The sequence below is a fragment of the Aquimarina intermedia genome (assembly GCF_008124785.1).
Classification (GTDB): domain Bacteria; phylum Bacteroidota; class Bacteroidia; order Flavobacteriales; family Flavobacteriaceae; genus Aquimarina; species Aquimarina intermedia.
The window spans coordinates 205213-221905 of the sequence record NZ_VNHU01000001.1 but is presented as its reverse complement, the minus strand read 5'-3'; the positions used below and the strand labels follow the sequence as shown (position 1 = coordinate 221905).

18 protein-coding genes are annotated in these 16693 nt (G+C 36.9%); 11 read left to right on the top strand and 7 right to left on the bottom strand.

What is annotated here, in order from left to right:
• Nucleotides 1–128 precede the first annotated feature (128 nt).
• On the bottom strand, nucleotides 129–716 hold the full coding sequence (locus BD809_RS00895) for a riboflavin synthase (RefSeq protein ID WP_148781066.1): 588 nt from the start codon (nucleotides 714–716) through the stop codon (nucleotides 129–131).
• Nucleotides 717–800: 84 nt separating this feature from the next.
• Between BD809_RS00895 and pdxA the strand changes: the two genes are divergently transcribed.
• From pdxA to BD809_RS00850, 9 genes are all read left to right on the top strand, one after another.
• Nucleotides 801–1862, top strand: a complete 1062-nt coding sequence (pdxA, locus tag BD809_RS00890) for a 4-hydroxythreonine-4-phosphate dehydrogenase PdxA (RefSeq protein WP_148781065.1) — start codon at nucleotides 801–803, stop codon at nucleotides 1860–1862.
• A gap of 203 nt (nucleotides 1863–2065) precedes the next feature.
• A complete protein-coding gene (locus BD809_RS00885) occupies nucleotides 2066–2605 on the top strand; it encodes a YceD family protein (protein ID WP_148781064.1) in 540 nt (179 codons plus the stop codon).
• Between the two features lie 9 nt (nucleotides 2606–2614).
• On the top strand, nucleotides 2615–2815 hold the full coding sequence (gene rpmF / locus BD809_RS00880) for a 50S ribosomal protein L32 (protein WP_148781063.1): 201 nt from the start codon (nucleotides 2615–2617) through the stop codon (nucleotides 2813–2815).
• A 172-nt stretch (nucleotides 2816–2987) separates the two neighbouring features.
• Nucleotides 2988–3983 carry a beta-ketoacyl-ACP synthase III gene (locus BD809_RS00875; protein ID WP_148781062.1) on the top strand — a complete coding sequence of 332 codons (996 nt, stop codon included), beginning with the start codon at nucleotides 2988–2990 and terminating at the stop codon, nucleotides 3981–3983.
• A 33-nt stretch (nucleotides 3984–4016) separates the two neighbouring features.
• The gene (gene accB / locus BD809_RS00870; RefSeq protein WP_148781061.1) at nucleotides 4017–4517 is read left to right on the top strand and encodes an acetyl-CoA carboxylase biotin carboxyl carrier protein; all 501 of its coding nucleotides are present in this window, start codon (nucleotides 4017–4019) and stop codon (nucleotides 4515–4517) included.
• Nucleotides 4518–4617: 100 nt separating this feature from the next.
• A complete protein-coding gene (accC, locus tag BD809_RS00865) occupies nucleotides 4618–5967 on the top strand; it encodes an acetyl-CoA carboxylase biotin carboxylase subunit (RefSeq protein WP_148781060.1) in 1350 nt (449 codons plus the stop codon).
• A gap of 31 nt (nucleotides 5968–5998) precedes the next feature.
• Complete coding sequence (locus BD809_RS00860; protein ID WP_148781059.1) at nucleotides 5999–7111, top strand: NAD(P)/FAD-dependent oxidoreductase; 1113 nt, start codon at nucleotides 5999–6001, stop codon at nucleotides 7109–7111.
• 22 nt (nucleotides 7112–7133) lie between these two features.
• Nucleotides 7134–7589: a 3-oxoacyl-ACP synthase gene (locus BD809_RS00855; RefSeq protein ID WP_148781058.1), complete on the top strand. Its 456-nt coding sequence runs from the start codon at nucleotides 7134–7136 to the stop codon at nucleotides 7587–7589.
• 65 nt (nucleotides 7590–7654) lie between these two features.
• Nucleotides 7655–8605 carry an alpha/beta fold hydrolase gene (locus tag BD809_RS00850; RefSeq protein ID WP_246131387.1) on the top strand — a complete coding sequence of 317 codons (951 nt, stop codon included), beginning with the start codon at nucleotides 7655–7657 and terminating at the stop codon, nucleotides 8603–8605.
• Here the strand turns inward: BD809_RS00850 and BD809_RS00845 are convergent.
• Together BD809_RS00845 and recJ are read right to left on the bottom strand one after the other, a co-directional pair.
• A complete protein-coding gene (locus BD809_RS00845) occupies nucleotides 8583–8936 on the bottom strand; it encodes a hypothetical protein (RefSeq protein ID WP_148781057.1) in 354 nt (117 codons plus the stop codon). The genes BD809_RS00850 and BD809_RS00845 overlap by 23 nt on opposite strands.
• 57 nt (nucleotides 8937–8993) lie before the next feature.
• Complete coding sequence (gene recJ / locus BD809_RS00840) at nucleotides 8994–10679, bottom strand: single-stranded-DNA-specific exonuclease RecJ (protein ID WP_148781056.1); 1686 nt, start codon at nucleotides 10677–10679, stop codon at nucleotides 8994–8996.
• 109 nt (nucleotides 10680–10788) lie between these two features.
• Between recJ and BD809_RS00835 the strand changes: the two genes are divergently transcribed.
• Nucleotides 10789–11379, top strand: a complete 591-nt coding sequence (locus BD809_RS00835; RefSeq protein WP_148781055.1) for a carboxymuconolactone decarboxylase family protein — start codon at nucleotides 10789–10791, stop codon at nucleotides 11377–11379.
• 47 nt (nucleotides 11380–11426) lie between these two features.
• Here the strand turns inward: BD809_RS00835 and BD809_RS00830 are convergent, their stop codons facing one another.
• Genes BD809_RS00830 through BD809_RS00815 form a run of 4 tightly spaced genes read right to left on the bottom strand, consistent with a single transcriptional unit; the run spans nucleotide 11427 to nucleotide 14263 of the window.
• On the bottom strand, nucleotides 11427–12080 hold the full coding sequence (locus tag BD809_RS00830) for a response regulator transcription factor (RefSeq protein ID WP_148781054.1): 654 nt from the start codon (nucleotides 12078–12080) through the stop codon (nucleotides 11427–11429).
• 18 nt (nucleotides 12081–12098) lie between these two features.
• The gene (locus BD809_RS00825) at nucleotides 12099–12890 is read right to left on the bottom strand and encodes a sensor histidine kinase (RefSeq protein ID WP_148781053.1); all 792 of its coding nucleotides are present in this window, start codon (nucleotides 12888–12890) and stop codon (nucleotides 12099–12101) included.
• Nucleotides 12866–13516 carry a hypothetical protein gene (locus BD809_RS00820; RefSeq protein ID WP_148781052.1) on the bottom strand — a complete coding sequence of 217 codons (651 nt, stop codon included), beginning with the start codon at nucleotides 13514–13516 and terminating at the stop codon, nucleotides 12866–12868. The genes BD809_RS00825 and BD809_RS00820 overlap by 25 nt, the downstream gene beginning before the upstream one ends.
• A 27-nt stretch (nucleotides 13517–13543) precedes the next feature.
• Entirely contained in the window at nucleotides 13544–14263 is a 720-nt protein-coding gene (locus BD809_RS00815) for a hypothetical protein (RefSeq protein ID WP_148781051.1), read from the bottom strand.
• A 221-nt stretch (nucleotides 14264–14484) separates the two neighbouring features.
• On the opposite strand from BD809_RS00815, the gene BD809_RS00810 reads away from it, so the two are divergent.
• A complete protein-coding gene (locus tag BD809_RS00810; protein WP_148781050.1) occupies nucleotides 14485–16650 on the top strand; it encodes a hypothetical protein in 2166 nt (721 codons plus the stop codon).
• Nucleotides 16651–16693: the final 43 nt, after the last annotated feature.

The window sequence follows — 16693 nt, the reverse complement described above, 5'->3', positions numbered from 1 at the left end:
CAGACTAGTATACCCTAAAATTTTAACAGTTAAACTGTGTTAAAATCAATTATTTAGGTGTTTTTTACGGTTTAACCGTAATTTTAAAAAGGGTAATAACGTTGAGAATAATTGTTTTTACTTGTATCTTATTTAGCTCTGTGAAGACGGGCCACATACTTCCCAATAACATCAAATTCAAGATTTACTACAGAACCTGTTTCTAAAGTATTAAACGTAGTATGTTGGTAGGTAAACGGGATAATAGCCACGCTAAATTCTCCATCTTTTGAATTCACCACCGTAAGACTAACACCGTTCACTGTGATAGATCCTTTTTCTATGGTAACATTCCCCTGATCAGGATCATATGTAAATGTATAGTACCAACTACCTTTCGCTTCTTTAACGCTTTTGCAAATACCGGTTTGATCCACATGGCCTTGTACGAGATGGCCATCTAATCTGGCACCGAGCTTCATTCCGCGTTCAAGATTTACCCGATCCCCAACTTTAAGTGAAGACAAATTCGTTTTCATTAATGTTTCTTTGATCGCTGTAACTGTATAGGTATCATTATGAATTGCGACCACAGTAAGGCATATTCCATTATGCGACACACTTTGATCTATTTTTAGTTCACTGGCAAGGGTAGCTTTGATTGTGATATGAAGATTTTCTTTTTCAGACACCAATTGATGTACTTTCCCTAATTCTTCGATAATCCCTGTGAACATAATTGCGAAATATTTAGTTAAATTTGCGAACCGATTAATGGATCCGAATTATAAGACGCAAAAATAATCATAAACACGCTTAAAATGAAGAAAGAAGAAAGAATAAGAGTTGGCATATCAATTGGAGATCTCAATGGAATTGGTAGTGAGGTTATTATGAAAACCTTTGAAGACCCCCGAATGCTTGATTTTTGCACTCCCGTTATTTTTGCTTCTGTAAAAGTGTTGTCCTTTCTCAAAAAACAACTCAAAAGCAGTATTAACCTTCATGGAATTGATACTACCTCTCAAATTCTCGACGGAAAAGTTAATGTATTAAATGTCTGGAAAGAGCCTGTTTCAATAAGTTTTGGAAAAGAAGATCCCGCTATCGGAGCGTATGCTATCAAATCCCTAAAAGCCGCGACCCAAGCGTTAAAAAGCAATGAAATTGATGTATTGGTCACCGCGCCTATTAACAAAGCGAGCATACAAGCCGAAGACTTTAAGTTCCCCGGACATACTGATTATTTAAACCAAGAATTGGACGGAGACAGTCTGATGTTTATGATTACGGATGACCTTAAAGTAGGGCTGCTCACAGACCATGTGGCGCTCAAAGATATTACCCAAGCTATTACACCAGAGCTGATACAGAATAAAATCAATACTATCTATACCACATTGCAGCAGGATTTTGGTATTTCAAAACCTAAAATTGCCGTACTTGGAATCAATCCGCATAGTGGAGACAATGGTGTGATTGGTAAAGAAGATGATGAGGTATTAAAGCCAACCCTTGAAAAAATAAGAGCAGAAAACAAACTGGTTTACGGACCTTATGCCGCCGATAGTTTCTTTGGATCCAATGCCTATACTACCTTTGACGCTATCGTAGCATCTTATCACGATCAGGGTTTAATCCCTTTTAAAACACTATCATTTGGCAAAGGAGTAAATTATACCGCAGGATTGCATAAAGTACGTACCTCACCTGATCATGGCACCGCCTTCGAAATTGCCGGAAAAGGTATTGCCGATGCCGGCTCCTTTAAGGAAGCTGTCTTTGCTGCACTAACCATCTTCAAAAAACGTAATGAATATAAAACCCTCACCGAAAATCCTTTGAAAAAACAAGCGCGAAAGCCTGTGCAGCGAAAAAGGTAAAATCACATTCACTTATTTTATCCATTTTAAACCCTTGTAACTAGTACGTCAAAACAAGGTGCATACCATGTAAATTTTACGTAAACTACAACCGAGTAACATTCTGATATAATTTTATTTACAAAAGTATGCTGGTAACATTTTTTTGTTATCTTTGCACCCGCCTTTACCCATTTGGCAAATGGCCTGAAACTGATGATGAAATGAAACAACTAAAAGCGTATAACATCCCTTTTGTTGGACTGAAGCAAGGAGTACACCAGTTTGAATATCAAATTGACAATACGTTCTTTGAACATTTTGAGTATGATGAATTTAATGCAGCGACGGTAGACGTTCTGCTCGAATTTAACAAGAAAAGCACTTTGTTAGAGCTCAAATTTACAGCTACTGGTAGTGTAAATGTAAATTGTGATGTAACTAATGAACCTTTTGATCTACCCATTAATAATGAATTGATGGTAGTCGTAAAGTTTGGGGAAGTGTTTAATGATGAAAACGAAGAGCTTTTGATCATTCCCTATGGAGCTTATGAAGTCAATGTACAACAATACATTTATGAACTTATTGCTCTGGCGGTACCTTATAAAAGAGTGCACCCCGGTGTTGAAGACGGAACATTAAATTCTGAAGTACTTGAAAAGTTAGATGAACTTAGTCCTAAAGACAAAACAATAAAAGAAAACGATGAGGAAATAGACCCTCGTTGGAATAAATTAAAAAACTTATTAAACGATAAATAATACTTAGCAATGGCACATCCTAAAAGAAAGACCTCAAAAACGAGAAGAGATAAAAGAAGAACACATTATAAAGCTTCTGTACCACAAATTGCTATTGATCCAACTACTGGTGAAGCACATTTATATCACAGAGCGCATTGGCACGAAGGAAAACTATACTATCGTGGTCAAATCGTAATTGATAACACAGAAGAAGAAACAGCTGCGTAAGTAAACTGTTAAAATTCAAACTATAACTCTCACATAAGTGAGAGTTTTTTTGTTTTTAGTTGAATATGTGTCAAAATCCCACTATTTTGCGCCATATTTGCATATAATTTAGTAATTTCAACGGCTTTTTGAGAGCTTGTACTTCTCTAAGCACGGAAACTAAAACAAAGATATGAGTAAAATCTCAGCCGCTATTACAGCAGTAGGTGCTTATGTACCAGATTACGTCCTAACCAATGCTATCTTAGAGACAATGGTGGACACAAATGACGAGTGGATTACCAGTCGTACAGGAATTAAGGAAAGAAGAATCCTAAAGGATAAAGATAAAGGTACTTCATATCTTGGAATCAAAGCAGCAGAAGATTTATTAGCAAAACGAAACTTGGATCCCTCAGAGATTGATATGGTTATCTTTGCGACAGCTACACCAGATCTTCCAGTGGCATCAACCGCTGCATTTGCCGCTTCACAATTAGGAGCTGTGAATGCATTTTCATATGATTTACAAGCAGCTTGTTCCAGTTTTTTATACGGCATGTCTACTGCTTCCAGTTATATTGAATCAGGTAGATATAAAAAAATACTGCTTATTGGAGCGGATAAGATGTCTTCTATAATAGATTATACCGATCGGGCAACCTGCATTATTTTTGGTGATGGTGGAGGCGCTGTGCTTTTTGAGCCTAATGAAGAAGGCCTTGGATTTCAAGATGAATATTTACGAACTGATGGCGTAGGCAGGCAATTTTTGAAAATTGAAGCCGGTGGCTCTCTTTTACCACCGTCAGAAGAAACAGTCGCTCATAAACAGCATTTTGTACAGCAAGATGGAAAATCTGTTTTCAAATACGCTGTTTCAAACATGGCGGATGCAAGCAGTAAAATTATGGAGCGCAATAATTTATCCGGAGAAGATGTAGATTGGTTAGTGGCGCATCAGGCAAATAAACGTATCATTGATGCTACCGCCAATCGTATGAACTTGGACGATAAGAAAGTTTTGATGAATATTCAAAAGTATGGTAACACGACATCTGCTACCTTACCTTTATTATTAAGTGATTTTGAAAAGCAACTGAAAAAAGGAGACAATATTGTATTTGCCTCATTTGGTGGTGGCTTTACCTGGGGTTCTATTTATTTAAAATGGGCCTATAATTCCTAAACAACAACAAAACAAAACACAATACACTATATTATGGATTTAAAAGAAATTCAGAATTTAATTAAATTCGTAGCCAAGTCGGGAGCTAGCGAAGTAAAATTAGAAATGGATGATGTCAAAATCACCATTAGAACAGGATCTGAAGATAGTAAAGAGACTACTATCCTACAACAAATCCCAATGAATACACAAATGCAAGGACATCAGGTGGGACAGGCACCAGCACCAGCTGCTCCGATCCCAACTCCTGCAGCTCCGACAGAAGCTAGTCAGGCTGAAGAGGATAATTCCAAATATATCACTATCAAATCCCCAATTATTGGAACGTTCTATCGCAAACCTTCTCCGGATAAACCTACATTTGTTGAAGTTGGCGATACCATTAAAGAAGGTGATGTACTTTGTATCATTGAAGCAATGAAATTGTTTAATGAAATCGAAAGTGAAGTTTCTGGTACTATTGTTAAACTACTTGTTGATGACTCATCACCGGTAGAGTTTGACCAGCCATTGTTCTTAGTAGATCCATCATAACCCAACTCTTAGATGGCTGTGCTTTTTCTGTTGATTCTGTCAACAGGTACTTCGAAGTACCAAATAATCACAGCATCCAAGATTTTAAATTTAATTAGTTATGTTTAAAAAAATTCTAATCGCAAACAGAGGAGAAATTGCCATGAGGGTGATTCGAACCTGTAAAGAGATGGGTATTAAGACTGTAGCCGTTTATTCGACTGCTGATGCCGAAAGCTTACATGTACGTTTTGCTGATGAAGCCGTATGTATTGGCCCTGCCCCCAGTAATGAATCTTATCTTAAAATGGCCAATATAATAGCTGCAGCAGAGATTACGAATGCTGATGCTATTCACCCAGGATACGGTTTTCTTTCTGAAAATGCCAAATTTTCAAAAATTTGTGAGGAGCATGAGATCAAATTTATTGGTGCCAGCGCCGAGATGATAGAAAAAATGGGAGATAAGGCTACTGCCAAAGCGACGATGAAAGCAGCGGGAGTACCTACGATTCCAGGTAGTGAAGGTATTCTGGATACCTTTGAAGAAACTGAAGCCTTAGCCGATGAAATGGGCTATCCTGTTATGTTAAAAGCTACCGCTGGTGGTGGTGGTAAAGGTATGCGTGCTGTTTGGAAAAAAGAGGAATTACGCAAAGGTTGGGACAGTGCCCGACAAGAAGCAGCTGCCTCTTTTGGTAATGATGGTATGTATATGGAAAAACTCATCGAAGAGCCTCGCCATATCGAAATTCAAATTGTTGGCGATAGTAATGGAACCGCTTGTCACCTCTCTGAGAGAGATTGTTCTGTACAGCGTAGGCATCAAAAATTAACTGAAGAGACACCCTCTCCATTTATGACGAACGAGCTTCGGGAAAAAATGGGAGAGGCTGCAGTAAAAGCTGCAGAGTATATTAAGTATGAAGGTGCCGGTACTGTAGAGTTTCTGGTGGATAAACATCGTAACTTCTACTTTATGGAAATGAATACCCGTATTCAGGTAGAGCACCCAATAACGGAGCAAGTTGTAGATTACGATTTGATTCGCGAACAGATTTTGGTTGCCGCAGGAATTCCTATTTCCGGAAAGAATTATTTCCCACAATTGCATTCAATAGAATGTAGAATAAATGCAGAGGATCCTTACAAAGATTTTAGACCTTCACCTGGAAAAATCACAAACTTACATATCCCTGGTGGACATGGAGTTCGTGTAGACACCCATGTGTACAGTGGTTATACTATACCACCAAACTACGACTCAATGATTGCAAAATTGATCACCACAGCTCAAACAAGAGAAGAGGCGATAAATAAGATGAAAAGAGCGTTGGATGAATTTATTATTGAAGGTATCAAAACCACAGTACCTTTTCACAGACAATTAATGGATCATCCTGATTATGTAGCAGGAAATTATACCACAAAATTTATGGAAGACTTTGAAATGAAGGAGCCTGTAAGTTAAAATACTAAGCCTCAATATTGAGGCTTTTTTTATGAATTTAAGTTATTGGGAATATAAAAGCTGGATCTCTAATGTCGATATCACTGTTATTGGTAGTGGTATCGTCGGGCTTCATTGTGCGCTTCGGTTAAGGGAGCGTTTCCCAAAATCAAAGATTATCGTACTGGAAAAAGGTGTCTTACCCGAAGGTGCCAGTACAAAAAATGCTGGATTTGCTTGTTTTGGCAGCACTTCAGAGATCATAGACGATCTTACTACACACACAGAAGAAGAAATAATTCAACTCGTTCAAAAACGAGTTGACGGACTTCAACATTTGCGCAACACATTAGGGGGTACAACTATTGGCTACAAAGAATATGGGGGCTATGAAATCTTTAGCAAAGATGCCTTAGATAGCTACGCCAATTGTATAGCAAACCTTCCTAGAATTAACGAAATGCTCTATCCGGTCTTTAATCAGAAAGTGTTTTCAGAAAAAAAATCCACTTTTGGATTTAGAAACATTCAAGAGACGCTGATATATAACAATCTTGAAGGGCAGATTGATACCGGCGAGATGATGAGTTCGCTACTTACCAAGGTATACAAGAGTGACATAAAGATATTAAACAGTTGCGCTGTTCTTAAGTTGTCTGAAACCAATAATGCTGTAGCTATTGAAACTGAAAAATTTGCTTTTACATCTAATAAAGTCTGTATAGCTACCAATGGTTTTGCCAAACAACTCGGAATCGATAAAGTACAACCTGCGCGAGCACAAGTACTAATAACCAAACCTATTAAGGACTTACAAATTAAAGGCACCTTTCATATTGATAAAGGGTTTTATTATTTTCGCAATATCGATAATAGAATATTGCTCGGTGGCGGACGTAATTTGGATTTTGACACCGAAAACACGCATCTACCAGGGCAGACTCCGATAATTCAGAATGCCCTTGAAAAGTTGCTTGAAGATGTGGTGTTACCGGCACGCAAAATTGAAATAGAGCACCGATGGAGCGGAATTATGGGAGTTGGGAAACAAAAAAAACCCATCGTAAAACAGTTATCTGACAATGTGTTTTGCGGAGTTCGTCTTGGAGGAATGGGGATAGCCATAGGCAGTGGTATTGGTAAAGAATTAGCGGATTTACTTTAATATTTAACCCATCTTGTAAAAAATGGAAGCTACAAACATCAAAGAGGAACTTCTATTGCATTGCCAAAATTATGTTAATTCAAGACGCAAGCGTTTGACATTTCAAATCACTGATATACAGATGGCTCTGGAGTCAGAGACGAAAAGTTCTGCTGGAGACAAACATGAAACTGGTAGAGCAATGCTTCATATAGAGCGCGAAAAACTTGGCGTTCAGTTAGCCGAAGTCCAAAAACTTGACTTAATTTTATTAAAGATTAGTTTGACACCAGCGTCATTGATAAAATTGGGAAGCTTGGTTTATACAGATAAGGGTCTTTATTTTCTTAGTATTTCTGTTGGTAAAGTTGATACAAAAGGAATATCCTGTTTTGCTATAGCGGCAAATTCTCCAATCGGCAAACTGCTAATAGGTAAAAAAAATAATGACACTATTCAATTTAATGGTAACACCATCGTTATTGAAAACATACTTTAATAATTAAAAAGGTACCGCTGAATTTAGCAAATTTACGTACTTTTCATTCTGACAAACATTCATTTATGAGCTATCGGATTTTTACCCTTTTCATTTGTTTCCTATTTCTCTTTGGTTGTAAGCCTTATGAGACCACGAAAGTTCGTAAAAACCAAATTACCTACGAAAGCTTTAGAGAAAATCAGAGAACATTTCCTTCAGAAGATGGTATCATAAAATATATAGATAAAGGTAACGGACCTGTCATTGTTCTCCTTCATGGTGTCCCTACTTCAGGTTGGCTTTATCGTAAAATGATTGACCCCTTAGTTGCCGGTGGGTACCGCGTTGTAGTTCCGGATATGCTAGGTTTTGGATCCAGTGATTCACCAGAAGGTTTTGAATTATATAGTGAACAAAATCATGCCAGACGATTGCTGGAGCTTATGAACGGATTGGGTGTAGATACGTGGACACAGGTAGTGCATGATGCCGGTGGCGTTTGGACTTGGGAACTATTTAAAAGTCAACCAAATCGTATAGTGAATTTAGTTTTGTTGAACACGGTGTTATTTGATGATGGATTCTATCCAACCATACAATTACAACCGGGAATTGCCTCAAAAACCAAAATGTGGTCATACAGAAAAGGCATTGCAACTAACAACCTCTTCAAAAAGTTGTTTGACGAGGGTCTTCAACAAAATAAACTTAATCATTTGGATGTAGAAGGTTATAAAACGCCTTTAGTCGAAGGGAAAACCGATGCTCTTTATTATTATTATAGTGAGACTTGCAATCAGCTCCCTGATTATAGGACGACTTTTGATAGTATAAAAATCCCAACAACAGTTATTTGGGGTATCCATGACACCATGTTACAATGGCCGCCACAACAGCTAAGTGTTGCAAATAGTTTTGATGTAAAAAAGGAAAATATTCACGTTATTGATGAGAAACATTTTTTACAAGAAACCAAAGCAAAAAAAATCAGCTATATCATTCGGGATTTTCTTAGTTCAAACAAAGCGAAGTAATCCATTGCTTCATTTCTATTCTAAAAATAGTACCGTTTATCAGTTCCTGAATTTGTATGAGTTCTTCACTGCTTACGGCTAAGTCTATTTTATCTGAAGGTGTTCTCAATAAAAAAGTTTTACAAGACGAATGCGCTTTGCAAGCATTGCAATTTTGCGTGCTTAAGCTACTTGCACAAAAAGATGAAAAGTCTTTTAATTCGTTTAACGAAAGTAAAAATCCAGTATTCCTGAAAACTAGTTGGATTTTTGGTAGTAGTGTTTTGCGTTCTCGCGTCCAATAAAATGACATCCCAACTTCATTACTATAAATTTTGTCAACCGTATTCATACCTTTTGATTTTCATCAAAAATACTATTATTTATATTGAATCTAAATAAAAATAAGTTAATTTATATCTTTAAGAAGTAACTGAAGGTTAATCTCATTATTCCATTCGTTCTCACCGATAGCATAAACTGCATCAAATAATTTTTTTTCAAGAATTAGATCACATTTACTTCCAAGATTAAAACCGATAGCGCCAATTTGAATATTATCTTTTTTCAGCGTTGCTTTTAGATGTGTCCCCTCTGCTCCCACACACTTACCCCATCCCGTGTCCTGAACACCTTCTGTCAAAAAAACAGGAGCCATATTCCCGGGTCCGAACGGAGCAAATTGTTTTAATATCCTATAAAACTTAGGTGAAATTTGCGTGAGTTCAAGCTTCGCATCAATCAAAATTTCGGGTGTCATTAAAGCCGTATCCATGCTTTCTTCTACCACAGATTCAAATTTGTTCTTGAAAGCATCATAATGCTCTTCATACAGGGTAAGTCCCGCTGCATATTTGTGTCCTCCAAACTGATCAATATATTCTGTACAAGCCTCTAGCGCATTATAGACATCAAAGCCTTTGACAGAACGCGCCGACGCGGCTAATTTATCACCACTTTTCGTGAAGACTAAGGTGGGGCGATAAAAAGTTTCAATCAACCTAGAGGCAACAATACCGATAACGCCTTTGTGCCAACCGGCATCATATACTACGGTTGTATGCTTATTCTCTTCTTTTTTTTCTTTAATCTGTTGTAATGCTTCGATTGTAATGGACTGATCGGCCGCCTTGCGATCGACATTGTAGGTTTCAATTTCCTTGGCATATGCAACGGCCAATTCGTAATCGGTTTCTGTCAATAACGTAACAGCGTGTAAACCGTGCTTCATTCTACCCGCCGCATTAATTCTTGGAGCCAATAAGAAAACAACATCTGTAATAGTTAAGCTTTTCTTTTTAACTTGTGATAACATGGCTTGAAATCCGATACGCGGAGCTGAATTGAGCACTTGCAACCCATAATATGCCAAGATTCTATTCTCTCCGGTAATAGGCACAATATCCGCCCCAATTGCTGTAGCTACTAGATCCAGATACGGTAGGATAGCTTTTAATGCTCCACCCCTTACTCCATGTATTGCCTGAATTAATTTAAAGCCCACACCACAACCACACAATTCTTTGTAGGGATACGTGCAATCATCTCTTTTAGGATCTAATACTGCTATAGCATCCGGAATATGAGTTCCCGGTCTGTGGTGATCACAGATTATAAAATCAATTCCTTTCTTTTTAGCGTACGCAATTTTTTCAATGGCCTTAATCCCACAGTCCAACGCTATAATCAGTGTAATATCATTATCAGCTGCATAATCAATCCCTTGATAAGAAATTCCATATCCCTCATTATAACGATCAGGAATGTAGTTCGCCACCTGTGGAGTTAACGTTTTTAAGTAAGAAGACATGAGTGCTACAGAGGTAGTGCCATCCACATCATAATCTCCGTAGACCAAGATGTTTTCGTTAACATCTACAGCGTTTTTAATCCTATTTACAGCTTTATCCATGTCTTTCATCAAGAATGGGTCGTGAAGATCGTTTAAATCCGGTCTAAAAAACTTTTTAGCATCATCATAACTTTCCACCCCTCTTCGTACCAGTAGTTCTGCTAATACGTGATCAATTTTAAGAATTTCGGCTAGCTTTGAAGCCGTTTTTTGATCCGGTTTAGGTTTTAATGTCCAACGCATAGTACTGTTTTAAAAAAGTGGTCGATAAAGGTACAAGATTTTAACTGAGAAACGATATTGGTTTTCAGTATTGAAAATTGTACTTTCACCTAACCTAAAAAAACAATCCATGCCATTAGTTACACCACTGCCTGCAGATCATGATCCGGAAACAAAAGAACTTGCTGATTTTTTTAATGAAACGTTAGGGTTTTGTCCAAATTCTGTACTTACCATGCAACGTAGACCGATGATTTCTAAAGCTTTTATCAATCTTAATAAAGCCGTTATGGCCAATGAAGGTCGGGTAACCTCAGCATTAAAAAGAATGATTGCATGGGTAAGCAGTAATGCCACTGGCTGCAGGTATTGTCAGGCACATGCAATTCGCGCTGCCGAACGTTACGGGGCAGAACAGGAACAACTGGATAATATATGGGAATATAAGACGCATCCTGCATTTAACGATGCAGAACGTGCAGCTTTAGATTTTTCACTAGCCGCATCCATGGTACCAAACGCTGTTGATGAGTCTATTAAATTAGAACTATATAAGTACTGGGATGAGGGAGAAATTGTAGAAATGCTTGGCGTTATCTCTCTCTTTGGATATCTCAATCGATGGAATGATTCTATGGGGACAACTGTTGAAGAGGGTGCTATAGAATCCGGAGAGAAATATCTTGGAAAACATGGTTGGGAGAAAGGAAAACATAGCTAATCTATTTCTTTTACCCTCATTACGTTGAAGCCTTTCCCGTTAAAAAATTATAATTCTATAATCTTTTCTTGAATCGCTTTAATCATAAGCCCTGCAGTATTTTTAACGTTGAGTTTCCATAATAAGTTTTTACGGTGACCCTCAATAGTTCTTGTGCTCAAAAACAACTTTTCCCCAATTTCGGCAGTAGTTAATTCTTCTTTGATTAAATGTAACACCTCTAGCTCTCTACTGGTCAGTTTGTAATCTTTACCAAGTACTGGAGTATACTGCTTCTTGTTTTTGAGCCCTTTGAGTAAGGCCTCTGACACATAGGTGTTAAAATAAAACCCTTGATTGTGCACAGATTGTATTGCTTCTTCCAATTCTTTTTGGTTAGTATCCTTCAATAAATATCCGTTGGCCCCTATTTCCATAAGGTAAGAAATCATCCTTTCTTCTTTGTGCATGGTTAGGATGATTATCTTAATGTCAGGGTGAGAATGTTTCAGCTGTGTTATCGTATCGATTCCATTCATTTCTTCCATTTCCAGGTCCAGCAAAATAACATCCGGATCTGTATCTTCAAGCTTTACAAGCAAATCCCGTCCGCTTACAGCTTCCAATACAAGCACAATCCGTGGCATTTTTTTTATTAAAGATTTTATCCCTTCTCTAAAAAGATTGTGATCATCTACTAATCCAAGTTTTATATCATCCATAATCTTTTATTTATAATTTTACGATGCATCATAGGGAATGCTAACGTTCATTCTAAAACCTTTCTGTGTAGAAGGAAAATAAAACTTTCCTGACACGACAGATAATCGACTTTTAATATTTTTAAACCCTAAACCCTCAACCTCTTCCTCCGTATCCGGATTATAACCTTTACCATCATCCTCATATGCAATAACTAAATACTCCTTCTCAGTTTTTATGTTAATTAGAATCCTGCTTGCATTTGCATGTTTTAAAGTATTATTTAATAATTCCTGAACGATTCTATAGCAATTGAGTTCACTAGACTTAGACAAGCTTTGGATGGGCTGGTTATTAAAAGATATACTGACAGCACCTGTATCCTGTATCGACTGAACCAGACTTTGCACAGCCTCTATTAATCCCATTTTTTCCAGAATAACAGGTCTGAGATCCCTGCTGATAGTACGAACGCTCTCGATCATAGTATCTAAAAAACTAAGGCTTTTATTAGTTAAGCTTATAATCTCTGATTTGGGTAAATCCGGTGTAATTTGATTAAAATATAGTTTTGTTGTTGTTAGCAATGCCCCAACATCATCATGTAGCTCTTTGGCTATTCTATTCCTCTCTTTCTCCTGACTCAGTATCGCGGTTTTGAGTAGTTCTTTTTGATATCTGGTTTCTTTCTCCTGATGCCTCTTTTGCTGCGCTAATAATTTACGTTGGTAGAGAATAAAAAAGACAATCACTGCCAGTGATAAAGCAAAAATGACAGCCATTCCAATTACTAAGATTTTCAACGTTATTGCTTCTTCGGATTTACCCATACAGCGATAGTATAAAACATGATCAACACAATATTAACAATGGCATGGAGTCCCCATATTAAAAAACTAGCTTCTGTGGATTTCTCAAATAAATAATTATTGATAAAAAACAAAATCAGATTACTTGAAAAATAAATTAAAAAACCGGAATTAATCCAAAACATGGGATTCTTCTCTAGGGCTGTATACTCAACGTCCTTCAATGTTATGTAAAAAAAACTCAAGGAAAACAGAATCACCAGAATACTTAACAAAGTCGTTATATTAGAGTTAAATACATAAATACTTTGAAAAAAAATCGTGTTGAGTACTGCCAAAACCACAAAAATTACACTTATACCGACTAGCAGCTTTTTAGAAACTAATTGAGATAAAGTACTCCAATATATTCGAATAATCAATAAAAACTCAATGATGGTATACAAATGATAGACCGGTAAGTTATTTATTTTCTTACGCCACAATATGTTTGAAATCGATTCCACGATCAATACTAAAATTAATAAATGAACTAACTTTAACTGGACAGTCGTAAGTAATCTAAATCGTAATACAGATATCAGTAATGGAATAACTACTATAAAAGTTGACACGTTTCCTAAAATAAAGAAAAAATCTTCTCTCATGCATTTACGATTAGTCTATTTTTAAAATTATGGACAAGTTGGAGGACATGGCGTAGAATACTCTATTAACGTTTCTGTATCAGTGCTCTCAATCACACCCATTCTATCTACATTATGCGCTCCCTCATCATGAGTAAACCCTAAGACCGGAGTAAAAGAAATCATATGCTTTTGCTCGACCTTGTTCATATCTACACCCGGATATAAGGTTATTTTTCTTGTAGTGCTCTTGATCTGTTGTATTAACTGAATAACATCATCACTGAGCCAGAAAAAATTCACTCTTACCAAATAATCCTGATCTACTCCATTGTTTCCCCGATCCGGAATATTTTGACAATGAAAAAGATCATCTATCTTATTCATTTCAAGTTTGTCCCAATTATTCCAAATCATTTCTTTGAACACCCCTGGGACGATAGCTGAACTAAAATAGTCACTTCTCTTAGGTCGGCTAATGGAAGGGGTTAAACAAAATCTATACTTTTCATTAGTATTTACCTCTATATAAGGACAAAAGCTAATATTACTCTTCTTGTCTCTTTTTTCAAGAGCCATGCATATTTTGATAGAATTAATGGATGAAATAGCTTTAAAGCTGATAACGTCATTATCTGACATCTCAAAACAGGTTGCCCTATGGTATTGACCCTTTTCTAGTTTATGGAAATGATGAGCTAATTTTAATACATCCTCTCTTTCCCAACGTTGTGTTGAAACTTTGTCTACGGTGATTGTTGCTTCCATATCGACTTACTTTAACTATTGTTTACTCTTTAAATTTAATTAAATTTTAATTAAAATACTGATTTTTAGACTTTTATTACGTATAAATACGTTAGATGTACGTAAAAACAACGTTTCTACATTTTAAGGGTTTCAAGTCTTTTATTTTCTACTATAGTTGTTCAATTTTGATCAAAATACATGTTGAAACACTCTACTTCAATACTTTAAAATTTAAAACTATGAAAACTCACACAACCATTATGATCGTCTTAATCATTTTTAGCCTTTTCTTCTGGGGATGTAGTAAAGATGATGAAACACAAGATCCATGTATCGAACCTTGTAATCCTGTTGGTAGTCCTTATTCACCATTTAGCAGGGATAATGTAATAGCCGAAGGTGAAATTAGGGAATCATCAACAGGTTACTATGTTGATGGTAAACTTATCATAGAAACAGATTCTACAGATCAAATTGTCTTTGATAACGCAAAGCTAGATGTCACTTTTAATAACGATGGTACACTTGCCGCCGTTACAGGTACATCAGAAGTACCCCCCCCAACAAACTATTTTACGTTTATAGAACCTATTCAAGCAGATGTTAATTTTTATAGTGGGAAATACTTAAATGAAAACCATAACTTCAAAATTAAACTGGTCGACGAAAGATTCTATTTTTTATTTCACATTGCAGTTGCTATAGAGGTCACAATTGGTGCTAATGATGACCCCGAGGCTCACAAACCTTTGTCATTAAAACCTCCCGTGGGGGGGCACATCACCTATATTGCTGATTACACAGATCCTATGTACTTTTTTTCCGCAAGTCAAGATGTATTAGGTAGTGGCAGTATCGGGGTTTCAGAGCAAGGCTTTCTTTCTTATGTACCTACCCAAGCTGTTGATGACATACTCTCTTTCTCGGCAAAGTCTGTACGTGGAGGTAGTTTTTCTTTTTGGAAAATATTAGAAGCCAATGGGATGTATTATGAAAACAAAGAATTGAGTGCAGACCTACAATTTGATGAACCCATGCAATCTGATATAGGTTACAATTATAGATCAGGTATTAATGGAGCGCTGGAACTTAGTTTACCCATTAAATCATTTATTTCCTTTGGGTTTCCTATTGGACAAGGAAGTGCTGCCGTGATAGCTGAAGCCTCTGCACAAAACGGCGTGACTGCCAAGGCTTTTATTAATGGTTTAGTTGATCCAGATAGCTCTTGGTGGCCTAACTTAATTCCTCTCAAGCCGGATGGTCAACTTAAAGCCTATGGCTATATCGTTGAAAACGGGAATTTTGATGTGGGCTTAAGCGGTTCTTTTAGTATTCAAATGCCGGAAAAATCGCAGGAAGTCGCCGGTGCTTTACGCTTAACCGAAGATGCATTTACCATGACCGGTAAAGTTACCAGAAACGATGAAGTATGGAGTGCAAAAGCTACCTTCACCAAAGATGAAACTGAATATATTGCTATACCCCCTGAAAACTTTTCAGATCATATTGGTGATCTTGTAGGTCACAAAATTGATTCTACATTTGCTGTGGTAGAAAACGCTATTGAGAATCTTGAAGAGGCAACAAAAGACTACAAATTTGAATTAAGCTTACGAGGTCTTAGAGAAACACTACCTGCTGTCGTATCCAATAGTTTATCAATTATTGATGAGTCTGTAGCTGCAGGTATCGCTGATGGCAGAAGACAGGCAGATACATATCTAAGTCAAAATGGTAGGGTTTTGTGCAGTGATAATATCGCAAGTGTAGTTAACAATGTCACAGCACCTTATAAAGCTGCCCTGATTCGCTTGCGAAATGCAGTTAATGAATCGAACGACAATGACCAAACCAGAATGGAAATTGAAGCTGCATTAAGAGAGCTAGCTGCGTTACACACTATTGATAAACGTGTGGATGTGCGTATAACTCACGGAAATAAAGAGGTAAGAGTTTTAGGAGAAGTAGTTGTGCCAAAATGTACTACTACTGGAATAGTAACCAGATCAATAACTATCAAAGCCACGGTGTTGAATTCCGGACAGGTTAGTCAATTGCTTGAGGCTGCAAATAATGTGAAGTACATTCAGCAAACTAGCGACATCATGATAGCAGCGCAACATATCGTGGACGAATTGCCTAGTATAGAAGATTTACAGAACCTGAAAGATTCTATACAAGAATGTGTAAGTCAAATTTCGGATAACATAGGAGATCTTGGGTTCATAAAAAATAATACTACCAATAAATACACGTATTTTATGGTTATCAATGGAGAAAGAACAGAAGTTTCCGGCTTTGACATTTTTGATAGCTCTGCTGTGATTGATATCGCAATGCCTGAATTTGATCAATGCAATGCGGATAGCGCGTTAGAGAGACTGGTGAACGCTTCAAACTGATTTAATCTTAAATTGTTGATAAAAGGGGGTGCGATATATTTTA